This window comes from Desulfobaculum bizertense DSM 18034 (assembly GCF_900167065.1).
Classification (GTDB): domain Bacteria; phylum Desulfobacterota; class Desulfovibrionia; order Desulfovibrionales; family Desulfovibrionaceae; genus Desulfobaculum; species Desulfobaculum bizertense.
Window position 1 is genome coordinate 66,361 of sequence record NZ_FUYA01000011.1, and the last position, 23,161, is coordinate 89,521.

19 protein-coding genes are annotated in these 23,161 nt (G+C 48.7%); 6 read left to right on the forward strand and 13 right to left on the reverse strand.

Features of this window, described 5'->3' with window-relative positions:
* Nucleotides 1–104 precede the first annotated feature (104 nt).
* A complete protein-coding gene (locus tag B5D23_RS13660) occupies nt 105–1,133 on the forward strand; it encodes a hypothetical protein (RefSeq protein ID WP_078686010.1) in 1,029 nt (342 codons plus the stop codon).
* Nucleotides 1,134–1,172: 39 nt separating this feature from the next.
* Here B5D23_RS13660 and B5D23_RS13665 read toward each other — a convergent pair whose 3' ends face one another.
* The 6 genes from B5D23_RS13665 to B5D23_RS13685 all read right to left on the reverse strand — a co-directional run bounded on the left by B5D23_RS13665 (nt 1,173) and on the right by B5D23_RS13685 (nt 8,583).
* A complete protein-coding gene (locus B5D23_RS13665; RefSeq protein WP_078686011.1) occupies nt 1,173–2,276 on the reverse strand; it encodes an MBL fold metallo-hydrolase in 1,104 nt (367 codons plus the stop codon).
* A gap of 93 nt (nt 2,277–2,369) precedes the next feature.
* Nucleotides 2,370–2,600, reverse strand: coding sequence for an NrdR family transcriptional regulator (locus B5D23_RS14955; RefSeq protein ID WP_144012631.1), 231 nt, complete (start codon nt 2,598–2,600; stop codon nt 2,370–2,372).
* Complete coding sequence (locus B5D23_RS13670; RefSeq protein ID WP_078686012.1) at nt 2,585–4,477, reverse strand: terminase gpA endonuclease subunit; 1,893 nt, start codon at nt 4,475–4,477, stop codon at nt 2,585–2,587. Before B5D23_RS13670 ends, B5D23_RS14955 begins: the two co-directional genes overlap by 16 nt.
* On the reverse strand, nt 4,474–5,241 hold the full coding sequence (locus tag B5D23_RS13675; RefSeq protein ID WP_078686013.1) for a hypothetical protein: 768 nt from the start codon (nt 5,239–5,241) through the stop codon (nt 4,474–4,476). Before B5D23_RS13675 ends, B5D23_RS13670 begins: the two co-directional genes overlap by 4 nt.
* Nucleotides 5,234–6,391, reverse strand: coding sequence for a CHC2 zinc finger domain-containing protein (locus tag B5D23_RS13680; RefSeq protein WP_078686014.1), 1,158 nt, complete (start codon nt 6,389–6,391; stop codon nt 5,234–5,236). The genes B5D23_RS13675 and B5D23_RS13680 overlap by 8 nt, the downstream gene beginning before the upstream one ends.
* 308 nt (nt 6,392–6,699) lie before the next feature.
* Complete coding sequence (locus tag B5D23_RS13685) at nt 6,700–8,583, reverse strand: DNA primase family protein (protein WP_159446013.1); 1,884 nt, start codon at nt 8,581–8,583, stop codon at nt 6,700–6,702.
* 1,223 nt (nt 8,584–9,806) lie between these two features.
* Here B5D23_RS13685 and B5D23_RS13695 point away from each other — a divergent pair.
* The 4 genes from B5D23_RS13695 to hepT all read left to right on the forward strand — a co-directional run bounded on the left by B5D23_RS13695 (nt 9,807) and on the right by hepT (nt 13,852).
* On the forward strand, nt 9,807–10,919 hold the full coding sequence (locus B5D23_RS13695; protein WP_078686017.1) for a tyrosine-type recombinase/integrase: 1,113 nt from the start codon (nt 9,807–9,809) through the stop codon (nt 10,917–10,919).
* A 306-nt stretch (nt 10,920–11,225) separates the two neighbouring features.
* Entirely contained in the window at nt 11,226–12,689 is a 1,464-nt protein-coding gene (locus B5D23_RS13700) for a Fic family protein (protein WP_078686018.1), read from the forward strand.
* A 352-nt stretch (nt 12,690–13,041) separates the two neighbouring features.
* Nucleotides 13,042–13,440 carry a type VII toxin-antitoxin system MntA family adenylyltransferase antitoxin gene (gene mntA / locus B5D23_RS13705; protein WP_078686019.1) on the forward strand — a complete coding sequence of 133 codons (399 nt, stop codon included), beginning with the start codon at nt 13,042–13,044 and terminating at the stop codon, nt 13,438–13,440.
* A complete protein-coding gene (gene hepT, locus B5D23_RS13710) occupies nt 13,433–13,852 on the forward strand; it encodes a type VII toxin-antitoxin system HepT family RNase toxin (protein WP_078686020.1) in 420 nt (139 codons plus the stop codon). Before mntA ends, hepT begins: the two co-directional genes overlap by 8 nt.
* A 92-nt stretch (nt 13,853–13,944) precedes the next feature.
* Here the strand turns inward: hepT and B5D23_RS13715 are convergent, their stop codons facing one another.
* Both B5D23_RS13715 and B5D23_RS13720 read right to left on the reverse strand, forming a co-directional pair.
* Nucleotides 13,945–16,689, reverse strand: a complete 2,745-nt coding sequence (locus B5D23_RS13715) for a TrlF family AAA-like ATPase (protein WP_078686021.1) — start codon at nt 16,687–16,689, stop codon at nt 13,945–13,947.
* Nucleotides 16,690–16,977: 288 nt separating this feature from the next.
* Nucleotides 16,978–17,286 (reverse strand): HigA family addiction module antitoxin, encoded by a 309-nt coding sequence (locus B5D23_RS13720; RefSeq protein WP_078686022.1) that lies wholly within the window; start codon nt 17,284–17,286, stop codon nt 16,978–16,980.
* A gap of 808 nt (nt 17,287–18,094) precedes the next feature.
* Here B5D23_RS13720 and B5D23_RS13725 point away from each other — a divergent pair.
* Nucleotides 18,095–19,084, forward strand: a complete 990-nt coding sequence (locus tag B5D23_RS13725) for a hypothetical protein (protein ID WP_078686023.1) — start codon at nt 18,095–18,097, stop codon at nt 19,082–19,084.
* A gap of 248 nt (nt 19,085–19,332) precedes the next feature.
* Here the strand turns inward: B5D23_RS13725 and B5D23_RS13730 are convergent, their stop codons facing one another.
* The 5 genes from B5D23_RS13730 to B5D23_RS13750 form a co-directional block, all read right to left on the reverse strand.
* Nucleotides 19,333–20,322: a contractile injection system protein, VgrG/Pvc8 family gene (locus B5D23_RS13730; RefSeq protein WP_078686024.1), complete on the reverse strand. Its 990-nt coding sequence runs from the start codon at nt 20,320–20,322 to the stop codon at nt 19,333–19,335.
* Entirely contained in the window at nt 20,313–20,516 is a 204-nt protein-coding gene (locus B5D23_RS13735) for a tail protein X (protein WP_078684659.1), read from the reverse strand. Before B5D23_RS13735 ends, B5D23_RS13730 begins: the two co-directional genes overlap by 10 nt.
* Nucleotides 20,516–20,890, reverse strand: a complete 375-nt coding sequence (locus B5D23_RS13740) for a phage tail protein (RefSeq protein ID WP_200803675.1) — start codon at nt 20,888–20,890, stop codon at nt 20,516–20,518. Before B5D23_RS13740 ends, B5D23_RS13735 begins: the two co-directional genes overlap by 1 nt.
* Nucleotides 20,887–22,800 carry a phage tail tape measure protein gene (locus B5D23_RS13745; RefSeq protein ID WP_078686025.1) on the reverse strand — a complete coding sequence of 638 codons (1,914 nt, stop codon included), beginning with the start codon at nt 22,798–22,800 and terminating at the stop codon, nt 20,887–20,889. Before B5D23_RS13745 ends, B5D23_RS13740 begins: the two co-directional genes overlap by 4 nt.
* Before the next feature lie 118 nt (nt 22,801–22,918).
* Nucleotides 22,919–23,161, reverse strand: coding sequence for a phage tail assembly protein (locus B5D23_RS13750; protein WP_078686026.1), 243 nt, complete (start codon nt 23,159–23,161; stop codon nt 22,919–22,921).

Sequence of the window (23,161 nt, forward strand, 5' to 3'; positions counted from 1 at the left end):
ATAAAAGCATCTTTCTATTGAAAAACTACACCAGACACCTTCAACCTTGAACCATAACCAGAAAACACTTATAGCTTTTCATGATTTCAAACAAGGAGAAGATCATGCGGAATCACAGCTTTGTTTTTCTCTGTGGCCTCCTGGCTTTTCTTGTGGCGTGCAGTGCTGAGCCAGAAGAAAAGACACAGGCCAACACTCCATCCGTCACAGTACACACCACCGTGACCATAGATGAAGAAGCACCCAATTCCCCTCCGGCACAAGAAAAAGCCGTAGCGCCAGACACTTCCCAAGCTCTGGAGTATGACACCCTTAGTTCCAGTTTAGGACTCTATCCACAGGGCAGCGCTCGCATTGCTAATTTCCACATTCAGCTCACAAAGCTTCCCAAAAGCGGAGGAATTACCCCGACACAAATACTGCACACCATCCGCAAGGCCGCACTCAACAAAGAGCATGAAATCTCTGTGGACCGCGTGAAAATCTTTCTTACCCCCTGCAAAGGGCTTATCGGCACAGGAAGCCTTGGCACTTGTGCTTACACCCCCAGCGGAAAACTTCGCGGCGCGAAATGCCCTGTCTGGCAAAGTGCCGTTCCAGAAAAAGCCATACCAGTCACAGAGCTACGAGCAATGCGACTCAATGGTTTTACAGAAAAATTCTGTGTCAAAGACCCTGCACCCGATGCTCTCACCATTCGCTACGACAGCCCAGAAACCGGACAAGCCCTCAAATACGACTTCCTCAAAGCAGAAGCTGGCGGCACGCCAAGCGCAACTATTGTTGAAGCGACCATTCTCCTGCGCCCCGATCTGACAAACGAAAAGATCATCACCCCCGCGCAGGTGGGGCAAAGCATTGTCCACGCAGCTCAGGCCGTGCGCAAAGAAACACGTGGCGACGTTATCAAAATTTTTGTCGCATCATCGGACGTTTTCATGGAAAAAGACCTGCTCGGACTTGGCACCTATGTGTACGCCACCAAATACCTCGGCGATCCCTGCCCCATGTGGAAAATTGAGGTTCCTAACCGAGCCATACCAAGCAAAGATATGGACGCCATGCTCGCACGTGGCGTTAGCAAAGAATATAAGAAATACGTGTACTTCAAATCACCGTATTCCGTGGAGTAAAAAAAAAGAGCCGGTCACCCGGCTCTAATGTATAACTATCTAAAGACTTTCTATAAGCAATCTTTCTACAAGGAAACGATGGTCATCTGATCTTTCCCCCTTCGAAAGACATTCCTCATCTGGACCATACCAATCTCTATTTTCCTTTTCTAGAGCTACAAGCCCTAAATTTTTATCGGTAGCATACCATTTTTCTTTAAAGAACTTATTACACAATTTTTTATCAACGCGTGAATAAAGACTAACCACAAAAATCGGATGAGAATAGAAATTTTCAATTACAGAGTACGCAGCCTTATTGCTTTCAGAACCATGATGCGGCGCTGTTACAATAGGAATATTCTTAGGACTCACTCCAAGAGAAGCATTCTCCAACTCTGAATCTCCACAAAAAAGAACAGCGTTATTTTTATCTGTCTCTGGAGCCAAAAAAGCAAGAGACATCTTGTTTATTGCAGATAGTGCCGTACAATAACAAAGCTTTCCCAAATTTTCTTTTTTACTGCCTGATACCTTCTTTATTCTCTCTTCTCTTGCATTTACTGAATAAAAATATTTATACGTTTCTTCCCCCTTCTTACCCCAAGAAAAATACCTTATTTTTATATTCTTCTCACCCGCCAGTTTAATTAGTAGTATTATTTTTTCAACATGGGTTTTGACATATTCATAAATATTTTCTGACCTTTTTTTTTGCTTTAAATTTGAAATCAAAGTTCTTTTCATTTCATCATGGCTGACATCAAATTCATCACTACAACAGGCAACAAGTTTTTCTACTGTATCGAAAGGATATTCACCATCATTCTTCATAAGCTCTTTTAAAACACTCATCTCTTTATCATAAAATTTCTTCCTTTCTCTTCCATCCGAAGGAATATCTTTTGCTCTAATAAAATAGCTAGGAACCCATAGTTCTTTTATTTCATTTTTCGCCGCCTGTTCAAACAGCCCAACAAGCCCCGTAATATGATCACTATCTGCATGCGTACAAACGACAACATCAAATTTCCTTGGCACACCATTCCCCTTACGCGGTATAATGCCCGTCTTACATCCTCCTCCATCTACCAAAATATTGACACAATCACGTTGCAACAAAAAAGAATCACCATTCACCGGAAAAGCTGTAAAAGTCTGCATAATATCTCCTTTTGAAAACTCAATACTCTATATTTGTTCACAAAAAAAGAGCCGGTCACCCGGCTCTTTCTCATTTTTCACTTTTCTCCAGCCTCACATCACCTCAACACTTTTGAACCTGTGCCCGCAGCGTGGGCAGCGGTGCCTACGCACCCGAACGCTTCCGTTCCACGGCCGGGTTGACATCACCCGGCAGCGCTGTGCTCCGCAGAGCGGGCAGCATCCGCCGCAGCGCGGATCCCAGTCCACTGCCGTGCTGGTCTGAATCTCTGTCACCAAGGTTCTCAACACTTCAACTGGAATGCTGTTTATCGGTTCGCCCACGGATTTATCCTCCCGGGTTGGCGTATCCGCAGAGGCCGCTGCGCCTTTGGCTGCTGCTCTGGTTTACGAGTAAAGATGTAGTTCGGATCCCCCAGCGTACGCATGCTTGGCGTCCAGTCCGGATGCGCGCATGCAGCGGCGTAGACTTCGCAGTCAAAGAGGTGGTTCGCCCTGCTTCCTGCGTCCCAGACCACCTTTCCGGTCTTGCGATTCTCCACCCGCTTCTCCGCCATCATCTGCCGCAGGTAGCTGTCATCCGTTTCCGAGTGCAGCCACATGGGCATACGAGAATCCGGACGCAAGCGAACAAAATGAATGGCGTCTTTCAGGGCTTCCGTGTCCAGCAAATAAAAGGTCAAAGGCTCCTGATACCGGGACGGCAACTTGGGATCTCGTGGCAGCGTGGACGGCCGCACAATCTGCTGCATGGCTCTGGACGCCCCCTTGATGCCGTGCACAATGTCCCCGCGTCCCTGCTCCTGCTGGTCAATAAGCCACATCTTGACCTCTTCGGTCTTGGACCAGCCCTGCGCATCCGCAAGGTTCTTTGTGCCGCCCATGTCTATGCCCGCGCGCCAGATAGCCATCTGCACATCATCGCGCCCCTGTACAGGAAAGCGCGTATTAAACAGCAGCTCTTCCACGTCGTTCCACGACGTCAGCCAGCCATACTGCACCAGCCAGCTCTCCCCTGTTCTGGCAAAGGCCCGCACCACAAACCAAAATCCCGTCATCTGCGAATCTATGCCCGCAGTCAGGACCACGGCCTCCTGCGGCACAGTCAGCGGCGGCAGCTCCGGGCGTATCATCTCCCGAATCGTATCTTCGCGCGTCTCCACGGCCTGCACCTTGTACGGCCGCGCGCAGTGCGCATTGTCAAACTGCTCCATCTTGCGCGGCGTCCCATCCTGCACAGCAGCAAACCAGTCGTGCATCACCCGCGAAAGCGACACGTTCCGGCTTATCCAGCTTGGCATATGGAACCCCACAGACAGCGGCCGCACCACTTTGCGCTGCGTCCACCAGTGTCCGGCGGCCACAGCAAGATCCCTGCGATAGTCATCCCAGCGAAAGCCGCACTTCTCGCACTGATACCAGGCAAGCTTGCGGTGCAAAATCTCTTTCGGATCCCGCACGTCCTTGGGCACGCGAATGTTCTCAAGCTTCATGATCTGCGGCGTCTGACAGGCCGGACACACAGCGCGCCACTGATAAATCACCGGGCACTCTGCTTTCATGGCCGTCCAGATGGAAGATTCACCTTCTGCGCCGCGCGGCTTGGACAGGCGAATCACCTTTGAGCTGTCCGCATAGGACGTCACGCGTTCCTCAACCACCTGCGCTGCCCCGGGCACCTGACACGCGTCTTCTTCGTCAATGAGCAAAAGCTTCAGCGTCACCGAAGACATGGACATTTCCGAACCCATATGGATGCCCCACAGGGTTGCCCCCTTGAGCAAAAGCCGGTCACGCTGCACAGCAAGCGCAGAGTCGGACAACATCGCGCGCAGCTCCGGAGACCGCCGAAAGTGCATGGCCATCTTTTCTTCCATAACGCGGCGCAGTGCCTTTTCGTCCGGCATGGCAATGGCTGCCGGAGCAGGGTCACGCCACTGTTCCGCCGCAAGGCAGGCATAGGCAATTGTGGTTTTGCCGGTCTGCGAGGTGCCGCACAAGAATATCCGCCGCACGGTCGGATCATCCCACGCGCGCATAATGCCCCGGGCGTACGGCATAAGCGAATGCCGGAAAAACTGCCCGGAGTAACGCCCAGTCACAAGGCGAAAATGCTTTTCCGCCCACTCTTCCGTGGACATCCACGGCCGGGACGCCAGCACCTGCACCTCACCGGGATAGAGTTCAAAAGGTGCCGTCATTGCCGCACCTCCCGCGGGGCAATCCAAAAACGCCCCAAAAGCTTTGGTGCAGCATCCTGATTCCCGCCAACCAGCGTAATCAGCTCCCGCGCCGTCTCCAGCTCTTCATCTTCCACACTCTGCTGATACTGCGCCCATGCACTGGCCATCTCTTCCGTAAACCAGTTCCCGGAACTCAGGTTGTTCAGCACTTCGGCAAGCCGCCGCTCAAAGCTGGCCACCAGCTCCGGCAGCACGGCAAACTGCCTGCGCGAAAGTTCATCCGCCTTGTCCGCGTTCCCTTCCACCAGTGCCACAAGCTCCTGCGCACGCTCTGCGTCTCCGCCAAAGAGCGCCGCCACGTCCGGCCCGCTTTCCTGTATCCAGCTTCGCAGCAAAAGCTTCACTGCGGTCCAGCGCTCTGCAAGCTCGCGTTCCACCACGGGCGTCTCAATGTAGCGCCCACGGTCCTTGGCCAAAGAAAACCGCTCCCGGCTTTCCTTGAGCTGCATCAGACTCACCTGCCGGGCAATCTTCTGCTCGCCCAGCAAAGAGCTTCCGCCCTGCGGCGCATCAAGACGCGCAGACTCATCCACGGTCGGAGCCAGTGCAGCGCGTGCCCACTGCACCACGGTCTGCTCTACCCAGCCACCGCCACGGCGCTGCGGCAGCTCTCGCCGCGAAATGGCATCCCGCACCTTGCCATAGCTCACCTGAAAGCCTGCTTCCTCGCGCAGGTACTTGTACACCTGATGAACGTTTCTCAAAATTCGTGCTTCAGCCACGGTTCTGCCCTCCCCGGATTTCTTCCTGCCTGCGCAAAAGCCTGCGGCGGATGTGCGCCGGCACACCAGCCATGAACCAGTCCAGCACAGAAACACCAGCCCCCGGCAGGTCTCCGGCGTCTTTGCCAATGCCCGCGGGAACCAGCCAGCGCGACGCCTGCGCATAGCGTTGGCACCACGAAAAGCGGCTACGCTCATTCCACGGCTCAAAATGCCAGGAGTTCCGCGCTCCGGCGTCATCGTTATCAAGGGCCACCATGATGAACTCCGCGCTGCGCAAAATCCGCTCCGCGTCTGTATCCGGCCGAACACTTACCCCGCCCACGGCCATGCTTCCAACGCCAAGGGGTGAAAGCTCCTGCCACAGCAGCATGGCGTCCCGAACAGTCTCCACCACAACCCAGACCGATGCTTTGCGCTCGCCAAAGAGATACAAAACATTCGAGCTGCCCATGATCTGGAAGTAGCGCGGCAGATCCGGCATGTCCGGATCCTCGCAGCGGATGTGTATCCGAACGGGCACGCCGCGGCGAAAGCCCGGAAACACAAAACCGCGCGGCAGCATTATGCAGCGCTCATTGCCCTTGTCATTTTCTTCGTAGGGCAGGCCCCAGTGCGTAAACTTCCGAAACGTTGTTTCGTCATTCCAGCCAATGCCCAGCTCCCGCACGGCGCCTTCGGTTATCCCCCAGCGCAGAAGCTGGGCAAGGCGCTCTTCATCGTTCATCAGTTCGGCGTTTGCCTGCACCACAAACTCCAGAGCCTTGTCCCCCCAGCTCGCTGGCGGCAGCTCCGCCTTCTTTGGCGTCCAGCCCTGTGCCTCCCGCCGCGAAATCTGCCCGCGCAGCTTTTCCGCGCCTTCCTTGCAGTAGCGGGCAACAAACTCTTTGAAGCCTTCTGGATCATCCGGCACCCGCCCTGTCACGGCATTAAAAATGCTCACAAGGTCGCCGCCCTGCCCGCAGCTAAAGCAGTAGCCGTAGTCCTCTTCCGGATTATAAAAAAACGCATTGCCCGGTGTTCCTTCGCTATGAAAGGGGCAATTCGCAGAAAGCTTTCCCGCCTTGCGTGCAGGCTTGCACTCCGTCAGCAGCTCCCGGGCAATCTGCTCCCGCTCTGCCGCACTCATCACGTCCAAAGCCAGTCCCATATCTGCCTCCTAAAAACGATTTAGGCTTTGCATTTAGGGTTTTTTCGAGTCAAACAGGCCAACCCAAAAACAAAAAGCCCAACAAAAATAAATGGCTAAAGTGCATTTAGGAGAGTTTAGAGTTCGGTGCGTATCCTTTTCTATATATTTTACTTTTCTTTTTTCTCTTCTTTTCTTTTTTATTTTCTCTCTCTACTTTTAAGAAATAAAAGCTAAAAAGACCTAAAAAGAATACGAAGAGTCTGAAACCCAAGGATATTTTCCCTTCCCCAAAACCTAAAAGCACCCGAAACGAACCCTAGGCAAGCCTAGGCGTCTGCTTTCTTCTCCCACTGCGCGCGCAACTCCGCAGCGCTGCCCTTGTACTCCGGCTTGAGGCAAATCCCCTTGAAGTACAAAACATTCGAATCATGATCATCAAAGCGCTGCCGCATGTCCGCGTTGAACGAACGTGACTTGATAATGCGCTCTGGTGGAACGCCCTTTTCCAGCTCCAGCCACAGCGCAAACACGTCATAGAGCACCTTGGCGCGCGTCTTGATTCCAGAATCCGCCAGCTCGCAGCAGCTCCGAATGAAGTCTCCCAGCGTGTCATATTCCTGCTCGTATGAACTTCCTGCCTTGCGCACGCACTCCGGTTCCGACAAATCACGATTCCGCAAATAACGCCGTGCACAGCGCACCACCCACGACAAAATGCCCGGACCATGCTGACGGAACAGCTCCTTGATTTTGTCCTCTGGCTTTCGCGGGTACATGTGTCGGCTCGGATCCGCAGCCTCCGGAGCAACAAAAGACGCATGAAACGGCACAATGACCAGACGTTTCAGAAATGCCTGGTCTGCGTTTTTCAGCCTTGGGACGAAATTGGTGTGAACAAAGATTTTGCAGACCGGCTTGAACTCCAGCGGGTCCGGCATGTAGAGACCGCGGGCTGTCACCGTGTCGGATCCGGTGAGCATCTTCACCCGCTCAAGAGAAAAGTATGAATTCTTTGGTGGCTCGGATGCCACCGCCATGCGCCGCCCCTTGAGGGCAATCAGATACGGCTCTTCATTCTGCTGCTTGCGCTGGTCCAGCAGCAGATCCACTTTCAGGTTGCCTGCAAAATCTCCCAGCACTCCGGCCAGCGTCTCAAAGAGAATGGACTTGCCGTTGTCACCCTTTGGGCCATAGGCGCACCAAATCTTCTTTTCTCGCAGGCCCGTTGCAGCGCAGCCCACAACCCGCTCAAAGTAATCCCGCAGCTCTGCGTTCCCGCAAAAGACCATATCCAGCATTTCATCAAACGGCTCAGCTTCCGCGTGCAAACCGTGGTACTCATACGGGCTGGCCATGCGCAGATAGAGCTTCGGATCCCCGCGGTGCAGCTTGCCGCTCTCCAGATCAATGACGCCATTGGCACAGGCCAAAAGCTCGGGATGCTGGTCCCACTCGTTGCCGGCAATGCCCATTGAGTTGTCACCACTGGCAGCCTCATCCAGCACCCGATCAATAGAGTATCCGCGCAGCGCCTTGCTCCGGCTTCGGATAGAACGCAGCACGCCCTTGGCTTCCGTCACCTCTCCGCGCCCTGCTTCCCTGATTTTTCGCTTCTGCTGAAACGCGGCCTTGTCATAGAACTCCGCCAGCCGGCTCACCTCCCGGCGCACCTGCCTGTTTCCATCCCGCTTCCAGATAACGCCATTGAACCGAAACCAGCGCTGCGCCGTGTTGTCATAGCAAAATTCATGGCCAGACTGCTCTTGCAACATTTGCGCGTCCCCCAAATCACCAAGGGAAGCAAGGTTGGCCATGATTCTAGAATATGGAGCGTCTACCGTGTGCCCTGTTTCCGGAACCGTAGAAAAGAGTTCCTGTGCACGCGGCGGAGCATCCGGATCACCGTCCAGCCTGTCTGCGTACTGCTCAAGGGTCCGCTTCCAGATTTCCTTGCGCTCCAGCTCAATTTCAGAACTTGCGGCGTCTCGTATTTCCGCCTGCGTCCATCCCGTCTCGGGAAGAGGCACAGAAGACTCCGCAGCTTTGCGCTTCAGCTCAAATTCCAGTGGCGCACCGCCAAAAGGAACGTCACCCGGAGAAGGCTGTGGAAGTGGATCCTGCGCAGCGCATTCTTCTGACGGTGAAGCGGCACGCACTTCCTGCTCTTTTCCCAACGTGCCCTGTCCAATTTCAGCCGTATTCTTAGGCATGGATTGCTCCTGCTTGTGGACATTATGAATTCTGCTGGTGCGTGCATGTGTGGCAAACGGAAGATTCCTTGCTTTCTTCCTCTGTGATCCGGCGCACTGTCTTACAAAATGTAAGGCTATGATTTTGGCCATGTTCACATTGTGTGAACACAAAGCCCTAAGGCTCAGCCAAAGCGTGTTCACATTGCGTGAACACCGTTTTTGCGCGGCATCAGAAAACGCATGAATCCAATCTCAAAACACATTGAACGAATTCAGCCAAAGCCCGGGCGAGCCTGTTCACGCGGTGTGAACTGACAGACCTGTTACAAAATGTAACAGTGCCCTCTTTTTGTTCACGTTCTGTGAACACCCGGCGAGCGGCCATAGAGTTGAGGCTCTAAAAGACTGTCAACATCCGTGTTGACAAAAACGCTTGGTACAAATTGTTCACAGAGTGTGAACATGACCTCGCCTTATGGTCACAAACACGCAACGCTGAAAGCTCAGATCTACCGATGCGAAGAAGCCTCAGCCAAGCTTTGGTGGCAGCTCAGACCAGCCGGTCTTTTCCGGACTCGTGTTGACAATGTGTTGACATTTTTCGTTCTGCGCTCTCGCGCCAAAACCACAATTTCTGCCGTGAAACATGCACGATTTTCAAATTTTCAAATCAATCCTCAGTTCACATCCGGGAGAACTTCGCGCCTCTGCGCACCCGTATTTCATGTGCTCTGAGGGAGGACCCAAACGCGCCTCAAAACGGTGAGGGGCACTTAGGTTTGCTCTCTGGAATCAAGATGGGGGAAGGGGGAAAGGAGGTGGCCGGGCGGCCGTTTTCCCAAGAATAGCGTAAGCCCCTGAATTTTCACATGTGTGACAAAGGGGGCAAAATTTGCAAAAAGGGAGGTGCGGAAGGATGGTTTTGCACGTAAGTGTCCAAATGAAAATTTCACTTACGTGCAATTCGTGAGCAAAAAGTACGCTCTCTGGGTAGCCATAGGGTAGCCACGCAAAAAAGGGTCCACACCAAAAGATGGTGTAAACCCTTGAAATCAATGGTGACCCCGACAGGAATCGAACCTGTGGCCTACCGCTTAGGAGTGATTTTTTAGTATTTTTTGAATTTGAAATTATCTTTCAAAATTCAATAATCCCAAATATTTACCTATTTGCCGTGACGCTCAGTTTTTACTAAAATTCTCCCCAGTGTTGACAATTCGTTGACAAAAAAAGGGGAGTAAATGCGCCGCACAAAATACAAAAAAAAAGGCTTCGAAGGGGTCTATTATCGCGAGTCGGACAAGAGACGATATCGCGGACATCCAGACAAGTCTTTCGAGATAATTTACCGAAATAAATTCGGCAAACTCACCTCAGAACGAGTTGGTTGGCAATCCGAAGGTTACAGCGCCGAACTCGCCCGTGAAGTTCGCAGCGAACGGATTCGGGCCATCCGTCACGGCGATGTTCTCATAGATACAGAAATGACATTTGGGACTGCTTGGGCACACTTCGACAAGTGGATCCAAATCAACACGAAGCGGTTCAGCAATGATCAAAGTATGTACCGCCACCATCTCAAAGAAAAATTCGCCCACCTCAAGCTTTCGCAAATCTCCCCTGTCGACTTGGAGTCTCTCAAGTCCGACATGTTCAAAGAGGGCAAAAGTCCACAAATGGTGACGCACGCCCTCACCCTCATTTCACGCATCTACAACAAGATGAATGACCTTGGCCTCTGGCGCGGAGCAAATCCTGTAAAGCGCGTAAAGAAGCCACAATTCGACTCAGCCCGCGTCCGCTACCTGAGCAAGGAAGAGGCTGACAAATTTCTTCAAGTACTCGCCGTTCGCAACACACAGGCACACGATATGGCCCTGCTCTCCCTGCATACTGGTATGCGACTCGGAGAGATCCGTGCCCTTCGCTGGGGCTGCGTGGATATCGAAGAACGGCTTGTCCATGTCATCGCGTCTGGCAAGCGTGAAACAACCAAGAATTTTACCTCACGCGACGCCTTCATGTCCGATGCAGTCCATGAAATGCTTCAGCGCTATGAGCGACCACGAAACCAGTTTGTTTTTACGAATAAATGGGGACGGCAGCACTCGGATGTGCCGAAGACTTTCAAAAGAGTTGCGAATCAAATGTTCAATGAGGGGGTCACTGACAGACGCGAACGGATCACCTTCCATAGTCTGCGCCACACATTCGCCTCCTGGCTTGCGTTGCGCGGAACTCCTATCCTGACAATTCGCGATCTCATGGGACACAAGACGCTTGCCATGACAGAGCGCTACGCAAAACTGAGTCCTGACGCTCGGCGCGGAGCTATTGCAAATGTGTTTTCATAGGGAGAGAATTGTAAATTCTAATCAAAAGGGGTGTATTGATAACAATCAAAATTCACAAACTTCGTCACTTAGAAAACTTTTCGGGAAAAGAACCTTAAGACTTTTCCTTAAAGCTCAATTGGTTAGGCATCCCCACCCCAAAAAAGCGATATACGTAGCCAACTAAAAGGATACGCCTGCCCACCTAGACATTCTAAATTCTAATTTATATGTCAATTAACTCATTCAATCAGTTGCATAATTATATTTCTAAAGCTATGTATGCCAGTTATCCCCCTCTAACCCCTTTACCAATATTAGGAGAAAATGATGGAATATCAAAGAATTAAAGATTTACCCTCTAATTTCAACGAATTGCAATCTGAGACATTAAGCGCTTTAGCTTATGTCTGGAGAGAACAATTTGAAAAAATGAAATCAAGTAACCTCTATAAACTTTTTAATGAAAAGCTCTATAGACGATGGGCAATTGAAACAGGTATCATTGAAAATATTTATGATTTAGATCGAGGCACTACTGAAATTTTGATTAACCAAGGTTTTTGTGAAAGTTTAATTTCACACGGAAGCAGTAATAAGTCCCCTGATTTTATCATCAACACATTAAAAGCACACCGAAACACGATTGATTTCCTCTTTGACTTTGTAAAAAGAGGCAGGGAATTAACATGTTCTTACATAAAAGAACTCCACCAATTACTAGCCTCAACCCAAGAGACTTCCATAGGGAAAGATCAGTTTCATAGAAAAGTAAGTGTAGAACTTCTCAAAGGAACTTGGAAAAAATATCCAAACAACCCAACTCGACCCAATGGAGAAGTATTTGCCTACTGCCCTCCAGAGCATGTCCAGTCTGAAATGGATCAATTGGTAAAGCTTCACCAAAAGCATCTATCTAATGGTGTTCCCGCAGAAATTGAAGCAGCATGGTTACACCATCGATTCACTCAAATACACCCTTTTCAGGATGGAAACGGGCGTGTTGCCCGCGCTCTAGCATCTTTAGTTTTAATCCAAAATAACTATTTTCCACTAGTAGTCCCAAGAGAATTTAGACTGGATTACATTCAAGGCCTCGAATCCGCTGACGATGGCGACTTAAAACCTTTAATTCGAATGATTGTAAAATTCCAACGTAATGAAATTAAAAGAGCTTTGAGTATCGTCGATGACGTTGAACACGCCAACGCAATGAACGATCTAGTTAAATCTTTCGACTCAAAAATAAAGCAGCGACAAGAAGAAAAATATAATTCTATTTTGGAACAGTCTGATCAAAACGCACAAAAACTAATAAACGCAGCCCTAAATAGGGCAGATAAAATTTCTTCTGAACTCAACTCTATATTTGATAAATTTAACGGTTTAGTAAAATACACAAGCTTCGCTTGTCAAAACGAAGAACATACTGACCACTGGTTTAGAAATCAAATTATTAAAGTCGCAAAAGAAAAAGATTATTTTGCTGATACAAGGACATATAGAAAATGGATCAGATTAACGATCTCGAATGGAGGACAACATAATATCATATTCTCTTTCCATTGCCTTGGATCCAATTTTACAGGAACAATGTGCGTTTCTGCGTTTATTTTTGAAAGGCTTAAAGATGAAGGAAATGAAACTCGAGAAACACAGGCAATATCATTAACCGACGATGTCTTTATTTTCACACACAAAGATGACAGTGAACAATTATTACTTCACTTTAAAAAATGGATAGAGGAAGCACTTATGGTTGGCTTGGCTCAAATCAAGGAACAGATATAGCTTAGTGATCTTTCCATGAAGCCACTTCGCCCCCTAAACAAAATTCAAAAACATTTCAAAAAAATCGTATAAAACCAAGGTATTATGTTTATTTAATTAAAAGCTCCCGCTTTATAAGGCGGGAGCTTTTAATTGCACCACAACCAGCAAAATCAAAGAATCCACTGACATTATCAGCTATAATCTGCGTCACCAGATTTAAGAGACTCATAACATATCAAAAAACGAAAACATGGGGCGCTCTAGCCCGCCGCTCGTTCCACTATCTCTACGCAAAACGTAGTCCCTCAAAAAAAGTCCTCTCCCTTGTTTCTAGCCTTCCTTTTCCTCCCCTGCTATCATTCTTCTCACGATGCCAAACAATATCAATGAAACAATCATAGCCACATTGAATCCTCATCCAGAAATTCAGTTAGCCTTTGTTTTTGGCTCTGCAAACACTGGGAAAATGAGACAAGATAGTGATGTGGATATAGCTGTGCTTGCCAAATCAAAGCTGACAATCAACATGCGGCTTACACTCCGCGAAGAACTCAGCCTTGCACTTCGCCGAGAAGTTGACATCGTTGACCTTTTTACGGCTTACGGAACAATTTTGAAACAGATTCTCACTAAGGGGACACTCATTCTAAATCGTTCCCAGCGAGCCTATGCAGATTTAATCAACCGTATGGTTTACGATCAGGCCGACATGGAACCTTTGCGCCGCAGAATCATCGAAAAAAGCTTACAAAGAGGTTTTTATGGATAAGGAAGTCGTCGAGCTGAAACTCCTTTCTCTCCAGCGCTGCATTCAGCGCATAAAGGACAAAACGCCCTCTGATCCTGAAATTCTTAGTGAGAACTTCGACCTTCAGGATATTATCGTCCTCAATTTACAACGTGCAGTACAAATCAGCATCGACATTGCCACCCATATTCTCTCTGATACCTCACGCGTTCCGAGCTCTATGTCAGAGGCTTTCTTACTTCTCGCGAAAGAAAACATTATCTCAAAAGATATGGCTGAAAATATGTCAAAAAGCGTTGGCTTAAGAAACATCGCAGTCCATGAATATACAAGTTTGGACTGGGATATAGTCCACGCAGTTGCCTTGCACCACGTTGACGACTTCGTCTATTTTGGTCGTGAAATTTCCGAATGGGTTAGTCACAAAAGCTGAACTCCATATTGATCAACGCCATCAAAAAGCTCCCGCCTCATACAAGACGGGAGCTTTTTAATGACATCACCATTCAGATATTCCCCAGCTAACTACGAAAGCTCGTACCGCCTTTCTCTCTTCTTAAAGGCTTCTGGTCCCCCTTCAAGAATTTTACAGACCTTATCTCTAATTTGGGGGCACTCAAGTGAGCCAGAACAATATGATATTTCTTCATTTTCATTCGAGGCAATAATTACTTGCTCGGCGTCCGAGTTGACTACCAAATTAGCATTATGGGTAACTATGATAACCTGTCGATATTTTTTAATCTTTCTAAATATTGGCTCAAGTTCTTTAACAATGAAGGCGTTGTCGAGATCGTCTTCAGGTTGATCAAAAACAAAGGGAGCAAGAAATGCAGATGTCGCAAGCTTTAGACATATGTAAAAAGTTCCCCGTTGACCGACGGAAAGTTGATGAGGCTCTTTCCCAAAGTATTTGATGCTGGGGATTACCTGCAGATACTCTCGGCGGGAGGATTCCGCATAAATGTAGTCAAAAAATTCATATAACTCTTTTTTGGAGAAACACTTAGTATCCCTCGCGAATTCAGTAAGGCTTTTTTCAATGCCCCCTTCGTTCGAGCGGATAATCGGCTCGTTACGGAGAAGCGAATAATAATCTTTTACAGACCTTATCGGAAAGACTTCTTTCAATGAGTCCTTACGAATTTTCCTCCCGTTAAAATACTCATTCAGGCCATCAAAAAACTTATCTTTGTCGAAAAGTACTTCTCCAGAAATCTCAATGTTTTTAAGCAGGTCCCCTAAAATTTTCTTATGTTCATCAGTCATACTCGGACTACCCGCAGCAATTTCCGAGAACTTATTTGCAAACGACGCTGACTCCTCTTCTATGGCGCAAATAATCTTGTCTGCCAAAACAACACGCTGCTTAAAAATGGAAGCTAATCTTTCTTCTGTTTTCCCATTCTCTTCAAGCACAGAATTGCACGTCTCGATCCCTTGCTGATACTCGTTCACCTTGTCGAGTAATCCTGAAATATCGCCTTTAATACCTTTCTTTAAAAGATCTTTAGATATCTTAAGATTATTTTCTTCGAGTTGCATTAACCGTTTTTTTATTGCCATGCTGTATTCATCCAGCTGAGCCACCGTTGCAGAAAGGTTAACTCCTTCAATCTCAACATGGATGCCAATCATCTTCCCATTTAAATAATCTATTTGCTCATTTAACTTCTTCGTTGTTCTCGTAATTTCATCCTTAAAGGCCAAGACATCCGAATTAGCCTTATTCAATTTCCCTATTTGACTTGAGTTTTCACTAAACGAGGTGATTTTATCTTTTGTATCTTTAGTCGTGATCATGCTGATCAGCATTCTCAAATCTTTCTTTCGCCTATTTTGAAAATCTTTAGAATTAACCTTATTCCCGACTTTATCCGTTTCTTCAATCCATTTCTGAAGCTCATTGTGTTCCTTATTAAGCTCCGAAATGCTTTCGTTTAATGCTCTACAGGATTTACTCTGGATAAAGCCAAGTAACTCTTTTATAGCTTCAGCAAGTTTTTCTTTATCTTCCGCAACTTCTTTCACTTCACCTTGGCGCACATGAAGATACTCAAATGATGAGTGACCATCGTTATGCTTAAACGCAGATTCTTCACCGTCGCTTTTAGTTAACGTTATTTCAAATTCAGGAGAACCAATTCGTGCAAGACGATTTTGCTTTGTATTCGGAAATGTTGGAGCATCATGAAATGTCCTATACATGACATCAAGTAGCAAGCTTTTACCTGTTCCTCGTCCACCAATCAGCGCCACTAGATTACGATTAAGGGGAATCGAACAATCCTGAAAACAAGGCCTATCATCGTCAAAAATCCCCCCGCTTGCTTTAAAAGAGCTAAAGTGGGGTTTGGGAAATTCAAGTACAGGAGAGTCCTTTTGAATACACACACGACTTTCGGGTTCAAAAAGGATTTGCTTCAGCCCTTCAAATGTTGGATCAGCTTTTATCCAAGTAAAACGATCTTGGTTCGGAACACAGATAGAATCCAAATCATGAGCATCCGAACCATGAATGCATGGCTTCAATGAGCCATAATTCTTTATTATATTTTCCTTAGAATCAACTCCGTTTCCTAAAAAATACTCTCTATCTTTCGGACGTCCTGAAAAAATACAATTTGCGAATCGATAAAGGTCTTCCCTCAAAGCTCTCAAACTATCATCACGGATTCCTGAATTGCCATCCGTTTCCTTGTTGGCGATAGCTATTAGATATTTACCGCAAAACCCATCGTTATCCTTAAACACCTCCTTGAGATTTTTAATACTTACTTTAAATTGCTTTACCCCTTCTTTGAAAGCTACGGATTCTCCTAGACTTTCATTTCGTTTGAATGCCCTACCCAGCCGTATAAGATCAGTACGCGTACAGCTATAATCATTACCTGAGTATGAAAATTTCAGATTAGGAAAAAACACATCTTTTACCAAGTTAATAATAGAAGGATGAAAAAGCACATGGAGGTTTATCGCTCTACCAGCCTTTGTATTGAGTTCAAGACGAAGCTCAACATTGGGCAACAGCATGTCGATATTCCCGAGTCTTCCATTATCCTTAAATTTCTTTGCTTTCACATAGCCATCAACGGTAAAATAATCAGTGACACCGATTACAGCGACATCTTTAAGCTGCTCTAAACACTCAAGGTAGTTATTCCACTTTTCTTCTTTTGATGCCCCCCTAAATTTGTTTTCTAAAACAGATTCAGGAGAATGAACGTGAAGATCCCATTTTCTCCATACTGATCCTTTGGGGTAATTCATGCTCATCCTCCTTACAAATTGGCATGTGTCATATTTTATAGGCCTGGTTATACAACAAGCAAACGGATTATCTATATACCTATCAATCCTCCAAGTAAACAGTCCAACTCATTCTCTAAAAACTCAAAGCAAGGACAAAAATTTCAAGAGAGGCATTTTTACTTCGTTGCCCACGTTTGTCATTTGGAAGCACGACCAGCATGCCCCCTGCCCTAGTAGACATAACGCAAAAGCCCCTAGGCTCTCACCTAGGGGCTTACAAACATGCGCGTAAGATATCTTTGTTTACTAAGACACCATGCAAGCGCCAACTTCTTGGCAAGTAGGGATGCGCTGCAATTCGGTTTTCTTTTCAGCCTGAATTTTTGAAAAATCGTGACGGGCCTGAAGGTTAGTCCAAAATTCAGGAGTCGTACCAAAGAACTTTGCAAGCCTAATTGCAGTATCAGCGCTCACGCCTCTCTTTTCCCTTACAATCTCGGTAATACGAGACAACGGAACTCCAAGATATCCAGACAACTTACTCGCAGAAAGCTCATAAGGCACCATGAATTCCTCTTTTAGAATTTCGCCCGGGTGAGTGGTTATGCGCGTCATATTACACTCCATTTTTTAATTCTTCTTTATCTATAAAATATTATACATCATTTTATTTAATGATAATCAACTATCTCAATTTCAGTCGCACATCTTTTATCATCATCCCAAACAAAACAAATTCGCCATTATTTATTAATTCTAATACTATATTGTCCCTTTCGATGTCCTGTTTCGTAAGGCTTTGCGTAACCTTTGAGAGACTCCACGTTCCGCTTACGCCGGGACGGAAGCCCGCGAGATTCAGCTTCGCCTCGAAATCGAGTTACGGGTTAATAGCCCGTACGTGGGTTCGAATCCCACCCTCTCCGCCATTTTGTCAATTAAAACGGGCCTTAAGAAGAATTTCTTAAGGCCCGTTTTTTGTCGTTTTGTGACCCGATTTTATTTTGTGACTCGATTTGTGACTCGATTTTCAAAAAAAACCAAATTCGGAGGATCGGTGAGTGAGAAGAATAAATCGTCAAAAATGAACTGACAGACCTTAAATCTGCGTTCTCCCGCTGCCCTTTTCTTGAGGACAACAGATACAAAAAAAAGCACACCCGACGAATCGGGCGCACTCCTCCAAACTTTTTATAAAAAACGAATTAGATGGATATAAACGTTAGGCTCCAGATCCAATCCTCACGAGCCAACGGAGCCTTAGAAATGGCCTAAGACAGCTTGGCGTTAGGTACTGTACACAATACAGAATCAGGGTGCTGGTAACATTCTGAAAAACATCTAGACACATTCGCTTATATTAGTAAATTTGAGTCTTAACTTACATTGACTACTTTATCAAAAAAATAGAAGGATTTATAAAGTGACAATTAGTCTAAAGACGCAAAAAATGTTATGGGGACGCGCTGCAAATAGGTGCGCCTTCCCTGGATGTGAGTGTGAGCTTGTTATTGATGAAACAGAAACAGATGATGCGTCACTTATAGGTGAAATGTGTCATATTGTGGCTCGACAAAAAGATGGTCCACGTGGAGACTCAAGCCTGACACCAGACCAGAGAGATAAATATAATAACTTAGTGTTGATGTGTAACATGCATCATAAAATTATAGATGATCAGCCTAATTACTATACGGTTGAAAAGCTGAAAGAATATAAAAAAGCACATGAAAAAAATGTGCGTGAGAAGTTACAGCCTGGAGACTCCCAAAAACAGATTGATGATGAATTATACTCTGGTTATATAGACAAATTTGAGAATCTTGCGGGTATTTCTTATTGGAATGAGTGGACAAGTTGGCTTTTTTCTAGCGGGCAACCCCAATTGTATAAAGCAAGACGAAGCGAGTTAGATGAATTACGCACCTGGCTGTTAAATCGGATTTGGCCTAATCGTTATGATGCCGTTGAAAAAGCTTTTGAAAACTTTCGGTTAATTTTAGGTGACTTGCTGAATACTTTTGATGAGTACTCTGAGCCTTTTGGGCCTGATAGTTACATTACGGAAAAATTTTACAGAAGAGTGGGGCATGAGGATCAACAGTTGCGTCGAAAAATTGTTGATGCATACGAAGACCATTGCTGGTTAGTCGAAGACTTAGCGTTAGAACTAACTCGTGCTGCAAACTTTCTCTTTGATAGAGTGAGAGAGCATGTGTCAAAAACTTATCGGCTTGAAGAAGGGATGCTCATAGTTACGGCTGGTATGTTTGAAGACATGACCTTTAAACATTACAAAGTCCAATACAAAAATGACGAGCGGGTGTTAATTCCTTATCCAGGTTTAGAAGAGTTCAAAAATAAAGTTAGATTTAAACGAGACTTATTTTTTGGACGCCAAGTGGTTGATTAATTATCATCTAAAAATATTTCTTAAAAAACCTCATGGCTTTAAGTCATTAGGTTTTTACTAGATTGAAGTCAGACTGTATTTTAATTCTCTCTCTTGAAATGCCTCTTTACCACCTTCTAAAGAGAGGTGGGTTCACTTCGTTGGACCACTTCTGTTCTCTGATGCCAAATAACCATATACAAACGGATATTGAGCTTAATATTGAATCTGAAAAACAAAAAAAGGATTCTTAACCAAAATCAAAAGAATTAAGTCCCCCCCTCTCCCGTCACCGCATAGCCCTGCCTTGTGAGGCTATGCGTGACCTTAGAGAGACTCCACGTTCCGCTCACTCCGGGACGGAAGCCCATGAGATTCAGCTTCGCCTCTGCACGGAGCTTCGGATCACCGGGCAGCGTGACAGACAAAGTCCTTTTGCCGCGTTGGAAGGCGTCGAGTTTTGCCTCGGCAGCCTTTCGCGCGGCTTCTTTATTCGGGAAGCTATGCCGGATTCGAAACTCCGGGCTGCCCTCTCCTACGCTTTCTAGCACGTCCCGCGCCGTCTCCACATCCCGCCAGCCTGCGCTCACTTTGCGGAAGTTCACCCGTTCCGTGATGTTCACGCGCCAGCTTGTGACGTCCTGCGGCGTGACTTTAATCTCTGGCAGCGCCCGGCCTGAGGCTGTTTTCCCCTCGCCTCGCTTTACAAACACAAGGCTCCCGCCATTGGCCTTTGCCACCGCTCCCACGCTGTCCGCCACGCGCGTAAGCAGGTTCATGTCGCTTTCCGCAATCTGATCCAAGTGCGGCAGCGCAAGGCTTTTCAGGTCCTTTCCGATTGCAGGCTCAAGCCCGTGCTTTGCGGCCACGGTCTCCACCAGTTCCCGCAGCTCGCCCGGAACCCATGAACGCGTTTTCTGGTCTTGAAGCTGACTGTATGCCCGACTCTGTTCAAATGGCGCTCCTGACGCCTTGAGCACCATCTTTTCTGGCGGCCCGGAGAGCGTCACGCCGTCCACGACATAGAGGCCCATAAACTCCACCTGCTCGCCATAGCCCAGCCACACGCGCAACTCTGCCCCGGTTCTCGGCAACCGGATCTGCGGCGCGGAGTCATCCAGCTCCACGGTCAAGCTGTCCGCCTGCATCCCAGCCTCGTCGGTCAAGCTCAGCGAAATCAGCCGCTCTCGAATCACGGCCGTAATGTCATCCCCGTCCGCCACAATGCGAAACGCGGGCGCGTACTTTTCTAATCCCACAGGCTCACCCCTTCGCTTGGTTCCGGGTCCGGAAGCTCTGGCAGCTCAATCAAAACGCCAGCCTCAAAAACAGGGCCGCACTCCGAAAGCCGTGGGTTGGCTTCAAGAACCTTCTCCACAACTCCCGCAGTGCGGCCATAAAAATCAAAACACACCGCATCGAGCATATCGCCCGCCTTTGTTCGATATTGCATCACGTCTCCCCGTAATACCTCAGCTTCAAGGTGAACTCCGTTTTGCGCGCCACGCCGTCCGCAAAGAACACGCTGCCAGTCTCGCCCACGGACAAAATCACCCATAGCCCGTGGATTTTCCCAGTACCATCTACAAAAAGTAATGGTTTGCCCTGCGCGGCTTCCTGCCGCATTTTCTCGGCCTGTGCCGGGCCTCCTGAGAAAACCACGCCCGTGAGCGTCACAGCGTCCTCGCCCACACCTACAAATTGTAATGCAGCCTCGCGTCCCATTCGCTCCTGCGCGGCCCACGCGTAGGCTGTACTGCGCTCAAAGCTCTGGTACGCGGCACTATTCACCGAAAAGGCGTAGTCGCCTATTTTCATCATAATCATGCGTAATCGTAGAGCGCCCGATTCTGGGCATCCCTTTGCAGGGCTTGAAATTTCTCCAGCACCTTGTCGGCAATGGCTTCCGGGTCCTGCCCCGGCGCAGCGTGAACCGTAATCCCGCCCACATCTACCTGCACGCTCTGGCTTTTCGACGCGGTCTGCATGGGCAAAGCTGCCGTTGCAGCCTGTGCAGAAGGCGAGCTTGCCCGCGTCACGGGAGCTACTGAAAAACCTTGTCCCATCGGCTTTGGAGCGCTTTGCATGGCCGCGCCCGGAACCGCCTTTTTCGGCTCCTCCTCATCATCGCCAAAGCCAAAAAAGGTTTTCACAGCGCCCCAGACGCCGCCCGTGGAGAACGCTTTTTTCAGCCTGTCCCAGACGGAAACAAGCCGCCAGACGCCAGCACAGAGCGCCGCTACGCCGCCAATAATCCAGCCGAGAGGCGTGCTCATCATAGCAAAGCCCACGGCCTTAATTCCGGCAATGAGTCCAGGAATCGCTGCCGACGCCAAGGGCGCAATTGCCTGCCCAGCGGCAAAAAGCGACTGCCCAAATGAGAACAGGCCTACGGCGGTTTTTGCCGTAAGCGCCACGCCCACAGCAATGGCTAAGTTCTCAAAGCCACCAAAGATCGACGCCAGCCCGTTCATGGCGCTCCCAACAAAACTTATGACCTTGAACAAGCACCGGCCAAAGGACAAAATCACCGGCACAGCGCGCTCGATGCTCTGCCCCAGCTTCACGAATTCGCCGCGATTTTCCCGCACCCAGTCCGCGAGTTTTGGTCCCCATTTTTCCACGATTGGAGCCAGCGCCCCGCCAATAAGCCCGAAAACTTCCTGCGTGGTCGACGAAACAACCGTAGAGAAGCGCCCGAAAGCCACGTTATATTTCTTCGCACCCTCGCGCCCTTCATCAGACAGAACATTCAGCTGCTTTTGCTGGTCAAGCAGTTCGCCCACGCCCTGCTTTCGGCTTCGCAGGTAGCCAAAGAACTTGTTCGCCTCACCGCCCATCAGAATATCGGCGGCTGATACGGCCTGCGCGTGATCATCGAGCTTTTGAATGGCTTCTGCCACGCGCTCAAATTGCTGTTCTGGCTTGAGTCCCTGAAGCTCTTCAAAGCTGAGTCCAAGAATCTGCAAAGACTCGGTCACAGGCGTAATTTCACCAAGCCCGGCCGACTCGCCGAGCTTATTGTTCAGCTCTTCAAAAAGATCGCCCACCGTATCCGCATCAAACCCGGCTTCTTTCGCCAAGCCGCCCCACGCGGCCAAGCCATTGGCTGAAACGCCCAGAGCCTGCGCCAGCGCGCTTTGTTCCGAGGTAAGCTTGTTCGTCATGGTCACGGCGGTGCCTACGACGCCGACACCCGCGCCAACGGCAGCGCCAAGGCGTCCAACCTGACCGGCTACGTTGCGAAAGCTTCCGCCAATATCCGCGTCCAGCACGCCTTTCATGGCTTTGAGCTTGCGCTCTGCCTTGGCGACCTCCTGCCCCATGCGGTCAAATTCGCCCTCAAGATCACGCGTGTTCACACCCGCGCGCCTGAGCTGGCGGCTTAACATGGAAAGCTCGTTTTTCTGCGAATGGTAGGCTTTTGAAGTGCGCTTCGCCTTCCGCTGAGCGCGCTCAAATTCCCGCGTCAGTTTCTTGGAAGGCTTGGCCGTGGCCGCAAGTTCAGCCTCCAGCCGCGAAAGGTCCTTTGCGGCGTTTTTCATGTCCCGGCGGGCCTGCGAAAGGCCCTTCATGTCAAAACCCGCGAACCGGTGCAGCTTTTCCTGCTGCCCTTTGATAGTCCGGTAGGCCTCGCTCACGTGCGACAGATCGCCGCGAACGGTCGCCGAGGCAGCCCGAAACGAGCTGCCCACGACAGCGTTAAACTTGACGACTGAGGAGAGATTTTTCTTCATCGAGGAACTGCTTTTGCCCACACCACAAGCTCGGAGCACTCAAGCGCGAGGAATTCGGAAAGGGTCCAGCCCGTGAGCGAAGCAAGTTGCATCACCAGCTCACGGGCAGCGTCTGCGCCTAGGAAAAAAAACCGGAAAACGCGTCCTGCACCTTCTTAAAATCAGGGAGCGTCATGTCATAAAAAACTTCCGGCGGCACCTCGCAAAGCGAGGCGAACATGCGCACCTCTTTTTCACCGTCAGAGCCTTTGAATTTGTCCGCATTGAGCGAGTCCCGGACACGCGGCTCGCGCATGGTTAACGCCTCGTAAACAACGCCCTTTACCGTGACGGCCTCGCTCAGAGTAATTTCAACGCTCAT